The organism is Patulibacter minatonensis DSM 18081 (genome assembly GCF_000519325.1).
GTDB lineage: Bacteria > Actinomycetota > Thermoleophilia > Solirubrobacterales > Solirubrobacteraceae > Patulibacter > Patulibacter minatonensis.
In genome coordinates, this window is record NZ_KI912613.1 from 2,324,341 (window position 1) to 2,341,179 (window position 16,839).

General features: G+C 75.1%; 16 protein-coding genes. 9 read left to right on the forward strand and 7 right to left on the reverse strand.

Features of this window, described 5'->3' with window-relative positions:
• Nucleotides 1–2: 2 nt before the first annotated feature.
• The 4 genes from PATMI_RS0110695 to acnA all read left to right on the forward strand — a co-directional run bounded on the left by PATMI_RS0110695 (nt 3) and on the right by acnA (nt 4,368).
• Nucleotides 3–755, forward strand: coding sequence for a thioredoxin domain-containing protein (locus tag PATMI_RS0110695; protein ID WP_026910892.1), 753 nt, complete (start codon nt 3–5; stop codon nt 753–755).
• 62 nt (nt 756–817) lie between these two features.
• The gene (locus tag PATMI_RS0110700) at nt 818–1,051 is read left to right on the forward strand and encodes a ribbon-helix-helix domain-containing protein (RefSeq protein ID WP_026910893.1); all 234 of its coding nucleotides are present in this window, start codon (nt 818–820) and stop codon (nt 1,049–1,051) included.
• On the forward strand, nt 1,048–1,461 hold the full coding sequence (locus PATMI_RS0110705) for a type II toxin-antitoxin system VapC family toxin (RefSeq protein ID WP_026910894.1): 414 nt from the start codon (nt 1,048–1,050) through the stop codon (nt 1,459–1,461). The genes PATMI_RS0110700 and PATMI_RS0110705 overlap by 4 nt, the downstream gene beginning before the upstream one ends.
• Before the next feature lie 48 nt (nt 1,462–1,509).
• Nucleotides 1,510–4,368, forward strand: coding sequence for an aconitate hydratase (gene acnA, locus PATMI_RS0110710; RefSeq protein WP_026910895.1), 2,859 nt, complete (start codon nt 1,510–1,512; stop codon nt 4,366–4,368).
• Nucleotides 4,369–4,469: 101 nt separating this feature from the next.
• Here acnA and PATMI_RS29125 read toward each other — a convergent pair whose 3' ends face one another.
• The 5 genes from PATMI_RS29125 to PATMI_RS0110735 form a co-directional block, all read right to left on the reverse strand.
• A complete protein-coding gene (locus tag PATMI_RS29125; protein WP_036725681.1) occupies nt 4,470–5,120 on the reverse strand; it encodes a hypothetical protein in 651 nt (216 codons plus the stop codon).
• Nucleotides 5,121–5,220: 100 nt separating this feature from the next.
• The gene (locus PATMI_RS0110720) at nt 5,221–5,691 is read right to left on the reverse strand and encodes a hypothetical protein (RefSeq protein ID WP_157260714.1); all 471 of its coding nucleotides are present in this window, start codon (nt 5,689–5,691) and stop codon (nt 5,221–5,223) included.
• 153 nt (nt 5,692–5,844) lie between these two features.
• Nucleotides 5,845–6,222: an arsenate reductase family protein gene (locus PATMI_RS0110725; protein WP_026910897.1), complete on the reverse strand. Its 378-nt coding sequence runs from the start codon at nt 6,220–6,222 to the stop codon at nt 5,845–5,847.
• Nucleotides 6,223–6,294: 72 nt separating this feature from the next.
• Nucleotides 6,295–7,218 carry a DUF4328 domain-containing protein gene (locus tag PATMI_RS0110730; protein WP_026910898.1) on the reverse strand — a complete coding sequence of 308 codons (924 nt, stop codon included), beginning with the start codon at nt 7,216–7,218 and terminating at the stop codon, nt 6,295–6,297.
• Nucleotides 7,219–7,490: 272 nt separating this feature from the next.
• Nucleotides 7,491–9,458: an ATP-binding protein gene (locus tag PATMI_RS0110735; RefSeq protein WP_026910899.1), complete on the reverse strand. Its 1,968-nt coding sequence runs from the start codon at nt 9,456–9,458 to the stop codon at nt 7,491–7,493.
• A 98-nt stretch (nt 9,459–9,556) separates the two neighbouring features.
• On the opposite strand from PATMI_RS0110735, the gene PATMI_RS0110740 reads away from it, so the two are divergent.
• A complete protein-coding gene (locus tag PATMI_RS0110740) occupies nt 9,557–10,309 on the forward strand; it encodes a sulfite exporter TauE/SafE family protein (protein WP_026910900.1) in 753 nt (250 codons plus the stop codon).
• Nucleotides 10,310–10,373: 64 nt separating this feature from the next.
• Here the strand turns inward: PATMI_RS0110740 and PATMI_RS34380 are convergent, their stop codons facing one another.
• Nucleotides 10,374–11,177, reverse strand: a complete 804-nt coding sequence (locus tag PATMI_RS34380; protein ID WP_051471339.1) for a C40 family peptidase — start codon at nt 11,175–11,177, stop codon at nt 10,374–10,376.
• Nucleotides 11,178–11,377: 200 nt separating this feature from the next.
• On the opposite strand from PATMI_RS34380, the gene PATMI_RS0110755 reads away from it, so the two are divergent.
• The 4 genes from PATMI_RS0110755 (at nt 11,378) to PATMI_RS0110770 (ending at nt 15,400) form a co-directional block, all read left to right on the forward strand.
• Nucleotides 11,378–12,472, forward strand: coding sequence for a M20/M25/M40 family metallo-hydrolase (locus PATMI_RS0110755; protein ID WP_169738352.1), 1,095 nt, complete (start codon nt 11,378–11,380; stop codon nt 12,470–12,472).
• Between the two features lie 224 nt (nt 12,473–12,696).
• A complete protein-coding gene (locus PATMI_RS0110760) occupies nt 12,697–13,383 on the forward strand; it encodes a DNA-3-methyladenine glycosylase I (protein ID WP_084269857.1) in 687 nt (228 codons plus the stop codon).
• Nucleotides 13,384–13,547: 164 nt separating this feature from the next.
• On the forward strand, nt 13,548–15,020 hold the full coding sequence (locus tag PATMI_RS0110765) for an MFS transporter (RefSeq protein WP_026910903.1): 1,473 nt from the start codon (nt 13,548–13,550) through the stop codon (nt 15,018–15,020).
• A 113-nt stretch (nt 15,021–15,133) separates the two neighbouring features.
• Nucleotides 15,134–15,400 (forward strand): hypothetical protein, encoded by a 267-nt coding sequence (locus tag PATMI_RS0110770; RefSeq protein WP_026910904.1) that lies wholly within the window; start codon nt 15,134–15,136, stop codon nt 15,398–15,400.
• Between the two features lie 292 nt (nt 15,401–15,692).
• Here the strand turns inward: PATMI_RS0110770 and PATMI_RS37375 are convergent.
• Nucleotides 15,693–16,839, reverse strand: a 1,147-nt coding sequence (locus PATMI_RS37375; protein WP_211241723.1) for an allophanate hydrolase-related protein, incomplete at its 5' end; no start/stop codon positions are given.

The window sequence follows — 16,839 nt, forward strand, 5'->3', positions numbered from 1 at the left end:
CGATGAGCGAGCTCGACGACGCGGTCGCGCGCAACCGCCGCGGCCAGCTCGTCGGCCTCGGGTTCCTCGCCGCGGTGATCCTCGTGGCGGTGCTGATCGGGTCGGGCGCGTTCTCGGGGGACGACCCCGCGAAGAAGGCCAAGGTCGTCGACGGGGTCCGTGGCCCGGAGGAGACGGCGAAGCTCCTGCGCGGCATCCCACAGAACGGCCTGGTCCTCGGCAGGCCGGACGCCCCGGCGACCGTCGTCGAGTTCGTCGACGTGAAGTGCCCGTTCTGCAAGAACTTCGCGCTGAAGGACGGGCCGGACGTCATCGAGGACCTCGTCCGCACGGGCAGGGCGAACCTCGAGCTGCGCGTGCTCGACAACCTCGGCAGGTCCAGCGGGGACGGGCGCACGGCGATCCACGCGGCCGCGGAGAAGAACCAGGCGTGGACGCTCAGCGAGCTCCTGTACTACAACCAGAAGTCCGAGGGCGAGGAGTGGGTGACGCCGGCGCTCCTGCAGCGGATGAACCGCGTCGCCCCCGAGTTCCGGGGTCTCACGCTCTCCACCACGAGGACGCCGGAGACGGAGCGGCTCGACGCGCAGACCGACGCGCTCGCGAAGGAGCTCGACTTCGGCGGCAAGACCCCGACGATCTACGTCCGGCCCCGCGGACGCACCGACAAGGGCGCGTACCGCAAGGTCGACCTGAAGGGCACGGGCTCGAAGGCCGACAAGATCGCCGACGCGGTCGCGAAGGTCGACGGCTGACCGCCCACGGATCCGCATTCCGACCGTGCAGGTCGGGAACGTAGGGTGATACCCTACGTGGGGTGAAGAAGACGTCGGTCTATCTCGAGGAGGCACTGGACGAGGCACTCGCCCTCCGGGCCGCCGAAGAGGGCGTCACCAAGGCCGAGTTCATCCGCCGCACCCTCACGGGGGCCGTGCGCGGCTCGTCCCGGCCCCGTCCGTCGATCATCGGAATCGCCGGTCCGGGGAAGGGGTCGCCCGACGACTCCTCCCGCGTCGACGAGCTCCTGACCGAGACGGGCTTCGGGGCGTGAGCGTCGTCCTGGACACCGGGATCGTCGTCGCGCTGATGTTCCCCGACGACGAGAACCACGCCGCCGCGGTCGGCCTGCTGGACGACGTCGCGGAGGATCTCGTCACCACCCCGCTCGCGTTGGCGGAGATGGACCACCTGACGCTCGCCCGTGTCGGCCGCCACGCGCAGGAGGCGCTGTGGAACGACCTCGACCGCGGCGTCTTCGCGATCCGCTGGTGGGCCGACGGGCTGCGCGACATGCTCGAGGTCGCCCGCTCGAGGCCCGACATCGGGCTCGTCGACGCCTCGCTCGTCGCCCTGGCCGCCCGCCTGCACACCGTCCGCATCGCGACGTTCGACCACCGGCACTTCCGGACACTGGTCAACGAGGACGGCCGACCCTTCACCCTCCTTCCCGCCGACGGCTGACCCCGCCCGCCCGAACCAGTCCCTCACGACACCCGAAGGACCCCTCGCATGAGCACCGATCACCCCAACAGCTTCGGCGCCAAGGACACGCTGTCCGTCGGCGGCCGCGACATCGAGATCTTCCGCCTGGACGCGCTCCAGGAGAAGTACGACGTCGCGCGCCTGCCCTACAGCCTCAAGGTGCTGCTCGAGAACCTCCTGCGGACGGAGGGCAACGGCTCGGTCACGAAGGAGCAGATCGAGGCCCTGGCCACCTGGGACGCCAAGGCGGACCCGTCGGAGGAGATCGCCTTCACGCCCGCCCGCGTGGTGCTCCAGGACTTCACCGGCGTGCCGGCCGTCGTCGACCTCGCCGCCATGCGCGACGCGATGAGCGAGCTCGGCGGCGACCCGTCGAAGATCGAGCCGCTCGTCCCGGCCGAGCTCGTCATCGACCACTCCGTCCAGGTCGACGCCTTCGGCAACGCCCAGGCGTTCTCGATCAACGCGGAGAAGGAGTTCGAGCGCAACGAGGAGCGGTACCAGTTCCTGCGCTGGGGCCAGAACGCCTTCGAGTCCTTCAAGGTCGTCCCGCCGGACACCGGCATCGTCCACCAGGTCAACCTCGAGTACCTCTCGCGGGCGATCTTCCTGAAGGACGGCAAGGACGGCGCGCCCGCCCAGGCGTACCCGGACACCCTGGTCGGCACCGACTCGCACACGACGATGGTCAACGGCCTCGGCGTGCTGGGCTGGGGCGTCGGCGGCATCGAGGCCGAGGCCGCGATGCTCGGTCAGCCGATCCCAATGCTGATCCCGAACGTCATCGGCTTCCGCCTGAAGGGCTCGCTGCCCGAGGGCGCGACCGCGACGGACCTCGTCCTCACGGTCACCGAGCTCCTGCGCAAGACCGGCGTCGTCGGCAAGTTCGTCGAGTTCTTCGGCAAGGGCGTCACCAGCCTGCCGCTGGCCGACCGCGCCACGCTCGGCAACATGAGCCCGGAGTTCGGCTCGACCGCCGCGATCTTCCCGATCGACGCCGAGACGATCCGCTACCTCGCCTTCACCGGCCGCCCGAAGGACCAGCTCGAGCTCGTCGAGGCGTACGCCAAGGCCCAGGGCCTCTGGCACGACCCGGAGGAGGAGCCCACGTTCTCGCAGGTCGTCGAGCTCGACCTCGGCGACGTCGTCCCGTCGATCGCCGGCCCGAAGCGCCCGCAGGACCGCGTCTCGCTGTCGGTCTCCAAGGAGGCCTTCCGGACCTCGCTGGGCGACCTCCTCGCGGGTGACGACGGTGCGAAGGGCCCGTACGACAAGGCCCTGGACTCGAGCTTCCCGGCCAGCGACCCGCCCTCGGCGGCCGAGCCGAGCGGCAAGAACGGCTCCGCCGCGCACCCGGTCGAGGCGACCGCGGGCGACACGCACGGCGGCACCGCCGTCATGCAGTCCGAGACGGCGACGCAGGTCGAGCTCGACGGGACGACGTTCCCGCTCGACCACGGCCACGTCGTGATCGCCGCGATCACGTCCTGCACGAACACGTCGAACCCGTCGGTGATGGTCGCCGCCGGCCTCGTGGCCCGCAAGGCCCGCGAGCTCGGCCTCGACCGCAAGCCGTGGGTCAAGACGTCGCTGGCCCCGGGCTCGCTCGTCGTCACCGACTACCTCGAGCGCGCCGGCCTGAACGTCGACCTCGACGCGATCGGCTTCAACCTCGTCGGCTACGGCTGCACGACCTGCATCGGCAACTCCGGCCCGCTGCCGGAGCCGATCTCCAAGGCGATCAACGACAACGACCTCACGGTCACGTCGGTGCTCTCGGGCAACCGCAACTTCGAGGGCCGCATCAGCCCCGACGTGAAGATGAACTACCTGGCCTCGCCGCCCCTGGTGGTCGCCTACGCGCTGGCCGGCACGATGGACTTCGACATGGAGACCGACCCGCTCGGCAAGGGCTCCGACGGCCAGGACGTCTACCTGAAGGACGTCTGGCCGACGACGGCCGAGGTCGCGCAGACGGTCGAGGAGTGCCTCCAGGCGGACATGTTCCGCTCGAGCTACGCCACGGTCTTCGACGGTGACGCGAACTGGCAGGGCCTGAAGGTCCCCGAGGGCGACACGTACGCCTGGGACGACAGCTCGACCTACGTCCAGAAGGCCCCGTACTTCGACGGCATGCCCGCCGAGCCCGAGGCCGTGGTCGACATCTCCGGCGCCCGCGTGATGGCGAAGCTCGGCGACTCGGTCACCACCGACCACATCTCGCCCGCCGGCTCGATCAAGCGCGACGCCCCGGCCGGGAAGTACCTCGAGGGCCGTGGCGTCAAGCCGGGCGACTTCAACTCCTACGGCTCGCGCCGTGGCTCGCACGACGTGATGATCCGCGGCACGTTCGCGAACATCCGCCTGCGCAACCAGCTCGCGCCCGGCACCGAGGGCGGCTTCACGCGATACCTGCTCGACGACGGGCAGCTCGAGAAGGACGCCGTCACCTCGATCTACGAGGCGTCGGAGGCCTACATCAAGGCCGGCGTCCCGCTGGTCGTCCTGGGCGGCAAGGAGTACGGCTCCGGCTCCTCGCGCGACTGGGCGGCGAAGGGCACGAACCTCCTCGGCGTCCGCGCCGTGATCACCGAGTCGTTCGAGCGGATCCACCGCTCCAACCTCGTCGGCATGGGCGTCCTTCCGCTGCAGTACCCGGACGGCGAGACCGCCGAGTCGCTCGGCCTCACCGGTGAGGAGACGTTCACGATCACCGGCCTGGCCGACGCGCTGAACGCCGGCGAGCTCCCGAAGACGGTGCACGTCAAGGCCGACGACGTCGAGTTCGACGCCCGCGTCCGCATCGACACGCCGAAGGAGGCGGACTACTACCGCCACGGCGGCATCCTGCGCTACGTGCTGCGGCAGCTGGTCGCCGAGGGCTGATCCCTCGCGGGCGCCGGACGGCGCCCGCACCCTTGGTCCTCCGAACGCCCCGGCTCGCCGGGGCGTTCGGCGTCCCGGGGGCCGCGGTCCGGGAACGAGGCTCAGTCGACCGAGGCCATCGCCACCATGTCGACCTTCCAGGCGCCGTGGACCTTGCGGAAATACGTCGGGATGGTCGGCACGGGATCGGTGACCGTGGCCTTCGACCCGCGCACCTCGACGCGCATGGAGGCGATCTCCCGCCGGGAGACCGCGGGGAACCGCGGGCTCTGCGCGATGATCCTGCCGTAGGCCGTCCGGCATGGGACGAGGCGTCCACCGGGGATGCGGGTCCAGCCGGTCATCATCCGGCACACCGCGGCGGGGTCGCGGTCGTGGAGGGCGCGGAGGTACCGGGCCTCGGCCTTCCGGACGTCGTCGGCGGTGCGGTCGGACGCGTCGGCCGTCGTCGGTGCGGAACCGGCCGGGTCACCCGGGCGTGCGGACGCGGACCCGCCGGCCGGGGCGGCCGGGACGGAGGCGTCGGCGGACTCGCCCTCCACCCGACCGTCCGACGCGGCCACGGGCGGCGACGGCTCGGCCGTCGGGGACGGGGCAGGGGCGGCGACGCGGGCCGCCGGGGATGCACTCCGGTCGTGGTCGGAGGCCCCGCCGCACGCGGTCAGCGCGAGCGGGGCGAGGACCGCGAGCGTCAGGGCGACGGGGCGGATCGTGGCGCGGTGGAGCGGGGATGCGGGGCGGGTCGTCCTCATGCAGCGAGTAGACCGCGGACCGGCGGGTGCGCCCAGCCCCTCGAGCGGGGGTCCGTCCCACCCCCCCCCGCCGGCCGGACGCGTCCTCCGGGTGCGGCGCTCAGCGGCCGGCGACGACCCGGCGGGCGGCGGCGTGCTCCGGGCGCGGGCCGTCGCCGGCCGCCTCGTCGATGCCGGACGGCGTCGGGACGCCGTGCGCGGGGGACCGCGCGGCGACGCGCGCCGGGGCGTGGGGGACGGGTGCGGACGGATGCGGAGCCGCACCCGTCCCGATCGTGTCCGGGAGGGCGGCGTCCACCCGGAGGTCGTCCTCGATGCTCGCGGTCAGGACGTCGGCCAGCGCCTCGACGTGCACCGGGTCGGCGGGGCGCAGGCCCTCGATCGGGGCCTCGGCGAACTCGTCCCACGTCCGCGCGAAGTCCGGGAACGACCAGCGGCCGCCGTGCCGGTGCGCGGCGAGCATCGGGCAGACCCCGCCCGTCCCGTCGGCGTAGCCGCCGGCGATGATCCGCTCGGCCCGGACGCCCTCGAGCATCGCGATGCGGACGGCGAGCGGGAGCTGATCGACCATCCGGCGCAGCTCGGCACGGTCTGGTCGCAGGGGACGGAAGCGGGAGAAGAGGGACACGGCCTGCCGGACGTCGGGGGTCGGTCGAGCGTAGACCCGCCGGCACCGCCCGTGGGAGAACCGTCGTCCACGGGCCCGACGCCCGACACGCCGCCGCTACGCCGTGACGGCGCGACCGGCCGCCGCCCAGGCGGTCTGGCGCTCGCGCGGGCGCCCGATCACGACGTCGGTGCCGTCGTCCAGGATCGGGCGCTGGAGCAGCGCCGGGTGCTCGACGAGGATCGCGACGACCTCGTCGATCCCGAGCCCGTCGGCCTCCAGGCCGAGGTCCTTGTACTTCTTGTCGCGCCGGATCAGCGCGTCGACCGGGTCGCCCTGGACGCGCTCGGCGAGCGAGCGGACCTCGTCCTCGGAGAGCCGCTCGGCGACGAGCAGGTACTTCCGCACGACGACCTCGTGGCCGGCCTCCTGGAGGGCGTCCAGGGCGTGCACGGACGTCGGGCAGTGCGGGTTGTGCATCAGCGTCAGGGTCACGCCCCGGATCCTACGACGGTCCGCGCCGAGGACCGCCGACGGCGATCGACGCGGGCGGCGCGGCCGGACCGGTCAGTCCGACGGAGGATCCGTGGCGCGTTCCGCGGCGACCACGTCGACCATCGCGTCGTGTCGGGCGGTGAGCCGCGTGAGGACCATGACGAACAGCACGCCGGCGGCGACGTGGATGGTCCCGGAGACCGCTTCGAGCACCCACACGGTCTCGCTCTCGCCGAGGGTCGTCTCCGGGAGCCGGAGGGTGACCGGCTCGAGCAGGCCCGCGATGACCCATGCGGCCCACCACGCGGTGAACAGCCCGGGGACCGGACGGTCGGTCCAGGTCTGCCCCGGAATCCGCTCGTCGAGGGGCTCCGCCGCGCGCCAGGCGTCGCCGTACGCCTTCTTCGGCCCGAACAGCGCCCAGATCGGGACGACCCAGCACCACCCGGCAGCGACGGGCGTGTACCGGGGCCGCTCGATCCAGAGCGCCTGCTGGTTGCGGATCGGCACGACCTGCCACCGGAGGACGAGGAGCCCGGCGACCACGAGCAGCCCGTAGAAGACCAGGCCTGTGACGTCGCCGACGTCCGTCACGTCGTGCAGGCGGTCGACCGCCGTCCGGGACACCTGCAGCGCTCCCAGGGGGGACGAGGACCCCGATGGGTCGGCGTCGATCGTATGCCGGGTCTGGACCACCGCCGCGACGGCCGCGGCGGCGTGCACCCCCGCCAGGACCGTCGCGAGGACGACCGCGACCCGCGCCGTTCGCAGCCGGGGACGCGGGGAGACCATCGGTGGCGCCTGCTGGACCGCGTTGCCTGGTCGGCCGTCGGTCTCGCGGAGCCGGGCGTCCTCCTTCGCCCAGGCGGCCTCCCGCTCCGCGGCTGCGGCGGCTGCCGGCGACGGGGCGGCGGACCAGTGCTCGATCCGTTCCCGTCCGTCGGCGCGCGCGGCTCGGCGGCTCCGGCGACCGTTCCCCGGCCCGGCCGCGCTCATCGGGGACGCTCCGCCGGTCGCGGACGGGCGTCCGGACGCGCCGGGGACGGCGATGCGCGGCGCGGTGCGGTGCTTCTGTGCATGGGACTCGCTCCTGGACGGGACGGTGCTGCAGGGACGTCCGGTGAACGGTACGGAGCGCACGGAGGGTCCTCAACGGAACACCCGTGGAGGTGCACGGCGACGACCCTTCGACGGATTCGCAGGGGGGACGTGGTCCGCCGCGGCCGTCAGGATCCGGACCTCCGTCCGCCCACGGGTCGCTCGACGCCTCAGCCGGTGACGTCGGCGAGCACGTGGTCGACGACCCGGTCGGCCGCCCGGGCGAGCCGCCGGAAGTACGTGGTGCGGCTGACGTGCAGCTCGAGCATCGCCCGCGCGTGCCCGCCGTCGGGGTCGAGGTACCCGCGGCGCAGGACGTCGGCCTGCAGCCGCTCCTCGGCCGAGTCGCCGAACGCCGCGCTCGCCGCGCGCTCGATCCGCGCCCGGACCGTCCCGGCGCGCTCGGCGGTCCCGACCCCGCGGGCCAGCGGGCTCGCCGCCAGCGCGGCGACGTCGTGGAAGGTGCGCAACGCGTCGCGGACGGTCGCGGCGTCGACGCCGGCGCTCCGCGGCACCGACGCCGGCGGCAGGCCGAGGCCCTGGTAGACGACGTCCCGCACCCACGTGGAGACCCCGCCGGGCCCGAAGTCGCGGACGAAGCACGCCAGCGGGCCGCCGGCGGCGTCGGGGACGTCCAGGTGGGTCAGCCGCTCGTACCCGAGCGCGTCGAGCATCGTCAGGCGGCCGGTGTCCCTCGGGTCCATCCCGACGTACGCCCAGCGGGCCGAGGCCGGGCCGGTCGCCCGGACGATCGCGTGGTTGCCGGTCGCGATCACCGCGGCCTCCTCCGCCGCGTCCGGCTCGGGGAGCAGCACACCGGACTCCCGCATCAGCATCACGTCGCCCGCCGGCGCGCGGACCTTCGCGTCGGCCAGCCACGGCCCGAGGACCGGGTCCTCGACGGCCCAGGGCGGGGCGGTCGCCGGCGTCACCGCGACGCCGTAGCCGACGATGCGGTCGGCGGTGTCGCGGACGAGGACGACCGCGCCGGGCGCCTCGTCGAACCAGCGCCGCAGGGCGGGCCAGCGGGCCGGCGCGGACTCCGGCAGCCGCGGCCCGACGACGTCGGCGTCCCCGTCCCGGGCGCACTCGGCGTGGTGGGTCAGCGGCGGCGGGGCGATCGCGCGTCGCAGCTCGGGGTCGGTGATCAGCTCCGCGAGGTCGAGGAACAGCCGGGCCTCGCCGTCGTTCAGGCGCGCATAGAGGTGGTCGGCGAGCCGCCTGCGGAGCTCCCGGGCGTGCTCGGGGTCCGACGCCTCGAGCGACCCGCGAACCGCCCGGCGCACCCGGTCGTGGAGCGTCACGCGCGTGCCGACGGGCTCGGAGAACGACCGCGAGCGGAGCCACGCCTCGGCGTGGTCGCCGTCCGTCCCGGGGAGGACGGCCGCGAGGAGCCGCGCGTCGACGGCGAGCGCGATCGACGCGACGGCGAGGACCTCGCGGTCCGCGCCGTCGAGCTCGTCCGCGGCCAGGCGCTGCAGCAACGTGTCGGCGAGCAGGTCGTCGGCGTCCAGGCGGTCGAGGTCGGGGGTGTGGCCCGCGAGGATCGCGTCCGTCGCGACGGTGAGCGCCAGTGGCGAGCCGGCCGCCCACGCGGTCACGCGGTCCGTCGTCGCGTCCGGGGCCAGTCCGCGCAGCCGCACGAGCTCCCGGGCGTCCCCGGGCGGCAGCGGCTCGATCCGGGCGGCGCGCAGGACCTCGGACCAGCCGTCCTCGCGCCACGCGGGCTCGGGTGGCCGGCGCCCGGCGATCAGCACGCGCGCGCCGCTCCCGAGCAGGGGTCGCAGCCCGCGGCGGAGCGGCGCACCGAGCGCCGGCACGGCCTCGTAGGTGTCGACGATCAGGAGCGACGGGGGACCGGTGCCGCCCGCCCCGAGGGTCTCCAGCGCGGCCGCCAGCGCCTCCTGCGCCCGGTCGCGGTCGCGGCCGTCGACGCGGTGGACCGGCATCCCGGCGTCGGTCGCGCGCCGGGCGACCTCGCGCAGCAGCGCGCTCTTGCCGATCCCGCCCGGTCCGTGCAGGACGACGACCGGCCGCTCGGGCTCCGGGACGAGCAGGTCGGCGAGGCGCCCGAGCTCCGACACGCGGCCGGAGAAGCGGCGGGACTCGAGCCCGTCGAGGTGGTCGCCGCGTGGCACGAGCCCGAGGATACGGGGTGACACCGAGCGTCCAGCTGTGTTCTGGCGCGTCGGCGCTCGCGGGCGGTCGGCGAGCGCGACCTGCTCTGATCCCCGGGGTGAGTCCGGTCGAGATCACGGTGGTGCTGCTGGCGGGCCTGGCGGCCGGGGGCATCAACGCGATCGTCGGGTCCGGGTCGCTCGTGACGTTCCCCGTGCTGCTCGCGGTCGGGTTCCCCGCGGTCACCGCGAACGTCTCGAACACCGTCGGGCTGGTCTTCGGGAACGTCTCCGCGGTCTGGGGCTACCGGCGCGAGCTGCGTGGTCAGGGACGGCGGATCGCGCTGATGGCGATCGGGACGACGGCGGGTGCCGCGACCGGCGCGGTCCTGCTGCTCGTCCTCCCCGACGGCGTGTTCGACGCCGTGGTCCCGCTGCTGATCCTGCTGGCGTGCTTCCTGATGGCGCGACGGCCGGCGCCGGAGCAGACCTCGCGCGCGCTCACGCCGGGACGCCTGGCGATCCTCGGCGGCACCGCGTACGGGGTCGGGGTCTACGGCGGGTACTTCGGGGCGGCGCAGGGCGTGATCCTGCTCGCCGCCCTGCGCCTGCTGCTCCCCGACGCCCTGCAGCGGCTCAACGGCCTGAAGAACGTCCTCGTCGGCGTCGCCAACGGCGTGGCGGCCGTCGGCTTCGTCCTCTTCGCCCACGTCGCCTGGGACGCGGCGGGCCTCGTCGCGGCCGGCTCGATCGTCGGTGCTGCGCTCGGTGCGCGGTACGGGCGCCGGCTGCCCGACGACGTGCTCCGGGCCGTGGTCGTCGTCGGCGGGACGCTCGTGGCGGTCGTCCTGGTGGTCCGGCTGGTGGTGTGAGCGGCGGGCCCGACGTGGTCCGACGAGCCTGCGACGGTGGGGCGGGCCGGGAGGCGGTCCGCGCCTACAGCCCGACGAGGTGGCGGGTGTGGAAGCCGGTCCGTCGGCCGATCACCGGGCGCCAGCGCACGCCGGAGCCGCCGGCGGGGTCCCCGACCGCGCTCGTGTCGAGGCGCAGGCCCGCGACCTCCATGTAGACGTGGCCGTCGTTGGCGTGGATCGAGATCCAGCGGCCGGCGCCGGCCGACGCCCAGCGGGCGAACGTGCCGCTGACCATCGAGCCCTGGAGCAGGCCCGCGCGGATCAGCGCGTAGCCGACGGCGCCGGAGCAGTCGTAGCCCTTGTCGAACAGCCGGGCGTGTCCGCCGCCCCACTTGTACGGCTTGCCGACGATGAGGTTCGCGGCGGCGAGGACGCGCTTGACGGCCTTCGGCGCGGAGCGCGGGATCGCCGCGCGCCCGTCGGTGCGGATCCGGGCGACCTTCCCGCGGACGGTCCGCCGCGAGCTCGGCACCGGGACGAGGACCGACGGGTCGGTGGTGCCGGTCGTCCCGGGCCCGCCGCCGTCCGTCCCCGGGGCGCCGGTGCCGGAGCCCGACGGACCGCGGCCGGTACCGCTGCCCGGGACCGTCTGCCCGACGCCCGAGTCGCCGCCGGGGGTCGACGGGGCCGGCACGGTGGTCGGGACCTCGTCCGCCCCGGCGCCGCCGGTCGGGTCGTCGGTGTCGATCTCGGCGACGGTCGTCGCGGACGCACCACCGCCCCATGGTCCGCCGTGGCCGCGGTGGTGCCGGTCAGCGGACGCGGCGGCGGGGGAGATCGCGAGGGTGGCGAGCAGGGCGAGGGGGATCGCGAAGCGTCGTGTCACACCCCGACCATCGGCGGTCCCCCGCCGGGGCACGACCCCGGATGGACGTTCGACGGGTGGTCCGCGTGGACGTTCGTCGTGTCCGGGCGGCCCGGGGTCGCGACCCGGGACGGCACGTCCCGGATGCGGCGGCCGTCGCGGATCCCGTCCGTGTGGGAGGGTCCCCGGACCGCGGTCTGCAGCCCGTCCGCGGCCGCACCGTGGCCCGCCGTCGCTCCGCCCCAGATCCCGCGCTCGAGGACGTCGTCGCCCTCACGATGGAGCTCGCGGCGGTCCCCGCGCCGACCGGCGACGAGGGCGGTCGCGCGGACGTGGTCGCGGCACTCCTGTCCGCGGCGGGCCTCGAGGTCGACCAGGACGCGGTCGGCAACGTCGTGGCCCGGGTCCGGGACACCGACCGGGAGCGTCCGGCGGTCGTCGTCTCCGCGCACCTCGACACCGTCTTCGGGTCGGGCGTCGCGCTGGCGCCGCGGCGGGAGGGCGACCGCCTCCACGCTCCCGGGATCGGCGACAACACCGTCGCGGTGGCGGCCCTCGTCGTCCTCGCGCGCGAGCTCGCCGCGGGCGTCCACCCCGCCGACACCGTGCTGGCGGCGACGGTCGGCGAGGAGGGGCTCGGCGACCTCCGCGGGGCCAAGCACCTGCTGCGCACCGTGCCCGCGCGGGCGTACGTCTCGCTCGAGGGGCACCTCCTCGACGAGCTCGTCGTCGGCGGGATCGGCTCGGTCCGCCTCCGCGCGACGTACACCGGTCCCGGCGGGCACTCCTGGGGCGATCGCGACGCCCCCAGCGCCGTGCACGCCCTGCTGAAGGCGGGCGCGGCGGCGCTCGACGCGGTACCCGTCGGCCGCCACGTGAACCTCGGCGTCGTGGAGGGCGGCACGACGGTGAACGCCATCGCCGCCTCCGCCTCGCTGCTCGTCGACCTGCGCGACGAGGACGAGGACCGGCTCGAGGAGACCGCCCGGATCGTGGGCGCCGTCCTGGGGCGGGCGCCCCTGGGGATCGTCGCCCGCGTCGACCGCATCGGCCACCGGCCCGCCGGGCGGATGGACCGCGACGCCCCGATCGTCCGCGCGGCACGGTCGGCCCGGGCCGACGTCGGGCTGCGACCCGGGCGCGAGGACGTCGGGTCGACCGAGTGCAACGCCGCGTTCCCGCTCGGGATCCCGACGGTGTGCCTCGGGCTGACGCGCGGGGCGGACATGCACCGCGAGAGCGAGTGGATCGCGATCGAGCCGATCAGCGACGGCCTCGCCGCCGTGCGCGCGCTGCTGCGGCGGCTGCGGGACTGAGCACGCGAGACCGCGCGCCCGCGCGACGTGGGGGTCCGGGACGGGGTCGGCGTCCAAGGACGTCCGCGGTCCGGCGCCGCCAGGTGCGCAGGGACGCGGCGTGCCGCGCGTCGTGGCGGCGGGTGTGCGCGGGAGCGTGACGCCGCGTGCGCGGACGGCGCCGTGTTCGTGCCGGAGTCGTCTCCTCGGCGGGACGGTCGCCGGCCGGCGGTACGACTGGCGGCATGCCCCGACCCGCCGCGCTCCCCGCCGATCCGCCGACCGACGGTCCGGACCCCACGCTGCCCGCCGACCCGACGACCGGCGATGACCTGGTGGTCGGGCCCGACGGAGTGCGCCGGTGCCGGTGGGGATCGGGGCCCGTGGTCTCGCGGACGTACCACGACCGCGAGTGGGGGCGACCGGTGCGCGGCGAGCGGGAGCTCTACGCGCTGCTGTCGCTGCAGATCTTCCAGGGCGGACTGTCGTGGCTCACCGTGCTGCGCAAGCGCGATGCGTTCGGGGAGGCGTTCCACGACTTCGATCCCGACCGCGTCGCGGCGTACGGCGACGCCGACGTCGACCGCCTGATGGCCGACCCGGCGATCATCCGCAACCGGCGGAAGATCGACGCGGCGATCGCCAACGCCCGTGCCACGGTGGCGCTGCGCGAGGACCTCGGGCTCGACGCGCTGGTCTGGTCGTTCGCGCCGGCGGCTCGGGTCGAGCGCCCGTCCCCGGGGTGGCGTCCGCGGTCCGCGGTCGAGGTGCCGTCGTCGACGCCCGTCTCGGCGCTGCTCGCCGGGGAGCTCCGGTCGCGCGGCTTCACGTCGGTCGGGCCGGTCATCGCGTACGCGCTGATGGAGTCGGCGGGCCTGGTCGACGACCACCTCGAGGGGTGCGGGGCCGAGCGGCCCGCGGACGCCGGTTGACCTCGAGCACGGTCGAGGTCCTACGCTCGACACGTGCCCGATCACCGAAGCCCATCGCGGACCGCATCGGTCCGCATCCCGGGAGAGACTCCGTCCATGTTCCGGACCCCAGCTCCGCCCACCGCGCGCCGTCCGTCGCGCGTCCTCCGCGGGAGGGCCGTCCGGTGAGCCCCGTCGAGCTGACCAGTCCGCGGGCGAAGACGCTCGCGCTCCTGCTGCTGGCCGCGACGCAGTTCATCGTCGTCGTCGACGCGTCGATCGTGAACGTCGCGCTGCCGAGCATCGGCAAGGACCTCGACTTCAAGCAGGACGACCTCTCGTGGGTCGTCAACTCCTACACGCTGGTCTTCGGCGGCTGCCTGCTGCTGGGCGGGCGCCTCGCCGACCTGCTCGGCCGGCGGCGGCTGTTCATGACCGGCCTGGTCCTCTTCTCCCTCGCCTCGCTGGCGGGCGGACTGGCCACGTCGGACATCTGGCTGATCGTCGCCCGGGCGTTCCAGGGCCTCGGCGCCGCGCTCGTGTCCCCGGCCGCGCTGTCGATCGTCACGACGACGTTCGCGGAGGGCGCGGAGCGCAACAAGGCGCTCGGCGTCTGGGGCGCGGTCGCCGGTGCCGGCGGCGCGGCCGGCGTGCTGCTCGGCGGCATCCTCACCGAGGGCCTGGGCTGGGAGTGGGTCCTCTGGGTCAACGTGCCGATCGGGCTGACGATGGCCGTGCTCGCGCCGCGGATCCTGCCGGAGAGCCGCGACGAGCACGAGGACCGTTCGTTCGACCTGCCCGGCGCGTTCGCCGTGACCGCCGGCCTGGCGGTGCTCGTCTACGCGGTCGTCGACGCCGAGCGGGCCGGCTGGGGCTCGCTGCAGACGATCGGCCTCGCCGCGCTCTCGCTGCTCCTGATCGCCGGGTTCCTCCTGATCGAGGCCCGCTCCCGCAAGCCGCTGCTCCCGCTCTCGACGTTCCGGCTGAAGACGCTCCGCGGCGCCAACGTCGTCGGCCTGCTCGTCGGCATGTCGCTGTTCTCGATGTTCTACTTCGTGTCGCTCTACCTGCAGCAGGTGCTCGGCTACGACGCGCTGAAGGCCGGGTTCGCGTACCTGCCGCTGTCGATCGCGATCATCCTGTCGGCCGGTGCCGCGTCGGTGCTCGTGACGAAGGTCGGCTTCAAGCCGGTCCTGATCGCCGGGCTGTCGTTCGTCGCGATCGGCCTCCTGTGGTTCTCTCAGGTCTCCGTCGGCGGCTCGTTCCTCGGCGACGTCCTCGGGCCGTCCCTGATCGCCGCGGTCGGCCTGGGCTTCTCGTTCGTCCCGGTGACGATCGCCGCCGTCACGAAGACCCGCCCCGACCAGGCGGGTCTCGCGTCGGGCCTCATCAACACCTCCCAGCAGGTCGGCGGCGCCCTCGGGGTCGCGATCCTCGCGTCCGTCGCCGCGTCCGTCTCCGGCGGCGTCAACCCGCAGGGTCGCCCGACCCCGGCGCAGCTCGTCGACCTGACCGACGGGTTCTCGGCGGCGTTCCTCGTCGGCGCCGGCTTCGCCCTCGCGGGAGCGATCGCCGCGGCCGTCCTGGTCTCCGGCAAGGACTCGCGCGAGATGGTCGAGGCCGCGAAGGCGGGCGAGGTCACACCGGTCGCGGTCTGAGCCGGACGCCCGGCCGGCGATCGCCGGCCGGAGCAGGGCAGGTGGTGTGTCCGTCGCGTGAAACCGTCGCGTCCGGAGTCGCATGGCGCCTTCGAGCCCCTACCCTCGGGGCCATGGACGACCGAGCGCGGTCCGGACCAGAGACGACCTGGGGCTTCGTCCGCGGGGCGCTGCAGGCGGTGGCCGGGGTGGCCTACCTCCTCGAGGACCATCCGACCATCGGTGGGGTGCTCCTCGCGATCGCCGCGGCGACGACGGTCTACACGTCGGCCGAGTGGTGGCGGAACCGGTCGACGGGGCGGTCCCCCGTCGTCCGGGCCACGGCGGCGCGCCGCGCCAGGTGGAGCGGGGGCCGCACCCGGCTCCCGTTCCGCACCTGAGGGCGACGGGAACGCGGACCGCCGGGGCGGCCCGGGCGGCCCCGGCCGCGGTCCCGCGACCGCGGTCCGCGCGGCGGGGCGCGCCGCGGTCGTGGATGGTCGGGTACCGACCAGCCGTGACCTCGGGTCCCGGCGGGGACGGCCCGCGGGACGTGCCGCGGTCACGGGTGGTCGGATGCCGACCAGCCGTGACCGCGGGTTCCGGCGGGGACGGCCGGCGGGACACGCGGCGGTCGTGGGTGGTCGGATGCCGACCAGCCACGACCTCGGGTCCCGAGCGCCGTCGGACGACTCAGCCGTCCGCGAGGTGCGACCTCCAGCCGTCCGGCAGCGGCGTGGTCGGGACGGTGGGGTCGACCGCCGCGGCGACGAAGCCGAGTCGGCGGGTCCCGTCGAGCAGGGCGACCGGACCGAGCGCCAGCCCCTCGGGGACCTCGCCCGCGAGCGAGCCCAGGAGCGCGGCGTCGAGGCTCCAGACCTCGACCTCGACCTGGCCGGACCCGCCGACCGGGCCCGCGGAGCCCGCCACCGGGCGGGCCAGGCCCGGGCGGACGCCCTGCGGGGTCTCCACGATCCGCACGCCGTGACCGGCGGCCGTGCGGGTCAGCCGTTCGAAGCGGGCGCCGCGCGCGCCGAGCTGGCCGTTCGCCGGGAGCCCGGTCATGTGCGCCCCGGCGACGACGACCTCGATCCGGCCGGTGGCGTCCGTGGCCGTCGGGTCGGGACGCACGGGCGCGCCGGCGAGACCGCGCTCCCAACCGGCGCCGAGCTCGAGCAGCAGCTCGTCGTGCCAGGCGGGCGCCAGGAAGGTGATCCCGAACGGCAGCCCGTCCGGTCGGGCGACCCCGGGCACCGCCAGCGCGCAGAGGTCGAGCAGGTTCACGAAGTTCGTGAACCGCCCGAGCCGCGAGTTCACGCCCACCGGGTCCGCCTCGACCTCGGCGACGGTCGGGTGGATCGGGGCGGTCGGCGCCAGCAGCGCGTCGACGTCCGACAGCCCGGCGAGGGCCTCGGCGCGCAGCTCGCGGAGCCGGTAGCCGGCCTCGAACGCGTCGACGGCCGACGGTCCCCGGCCGCCCAGGACGATGTCGCGGACCACCGGGTCGGCGTCGTCGGGCGCGGTCTCGAGGAACGCGCCGACCGCCGCGTAGCGCTCCGCCACCCACGGGCCCGCGTAGAGCAGCGCCCCCGCGGCGACGAACGGGGCGAGGTCGACCGGCACGAGGACGACGTCGTCGCGGGCCTCCAGCGCCTGGATCGTGGCGTCCCACGCGGCGCGGGTCTGGGGGTCGCCGTCCGCGACGAGCGCGGCCCGGTCGACGCCGACGCGCCACGGGACCGGGGCCCCGGCCCCGGCTCCGACGGCGGCGGGGGTCGTGGCCACAGGAACGCCCCGCCCGGCCGACACGCCGTCCGCCCCGGCCCCGGCCCCGGCCCCG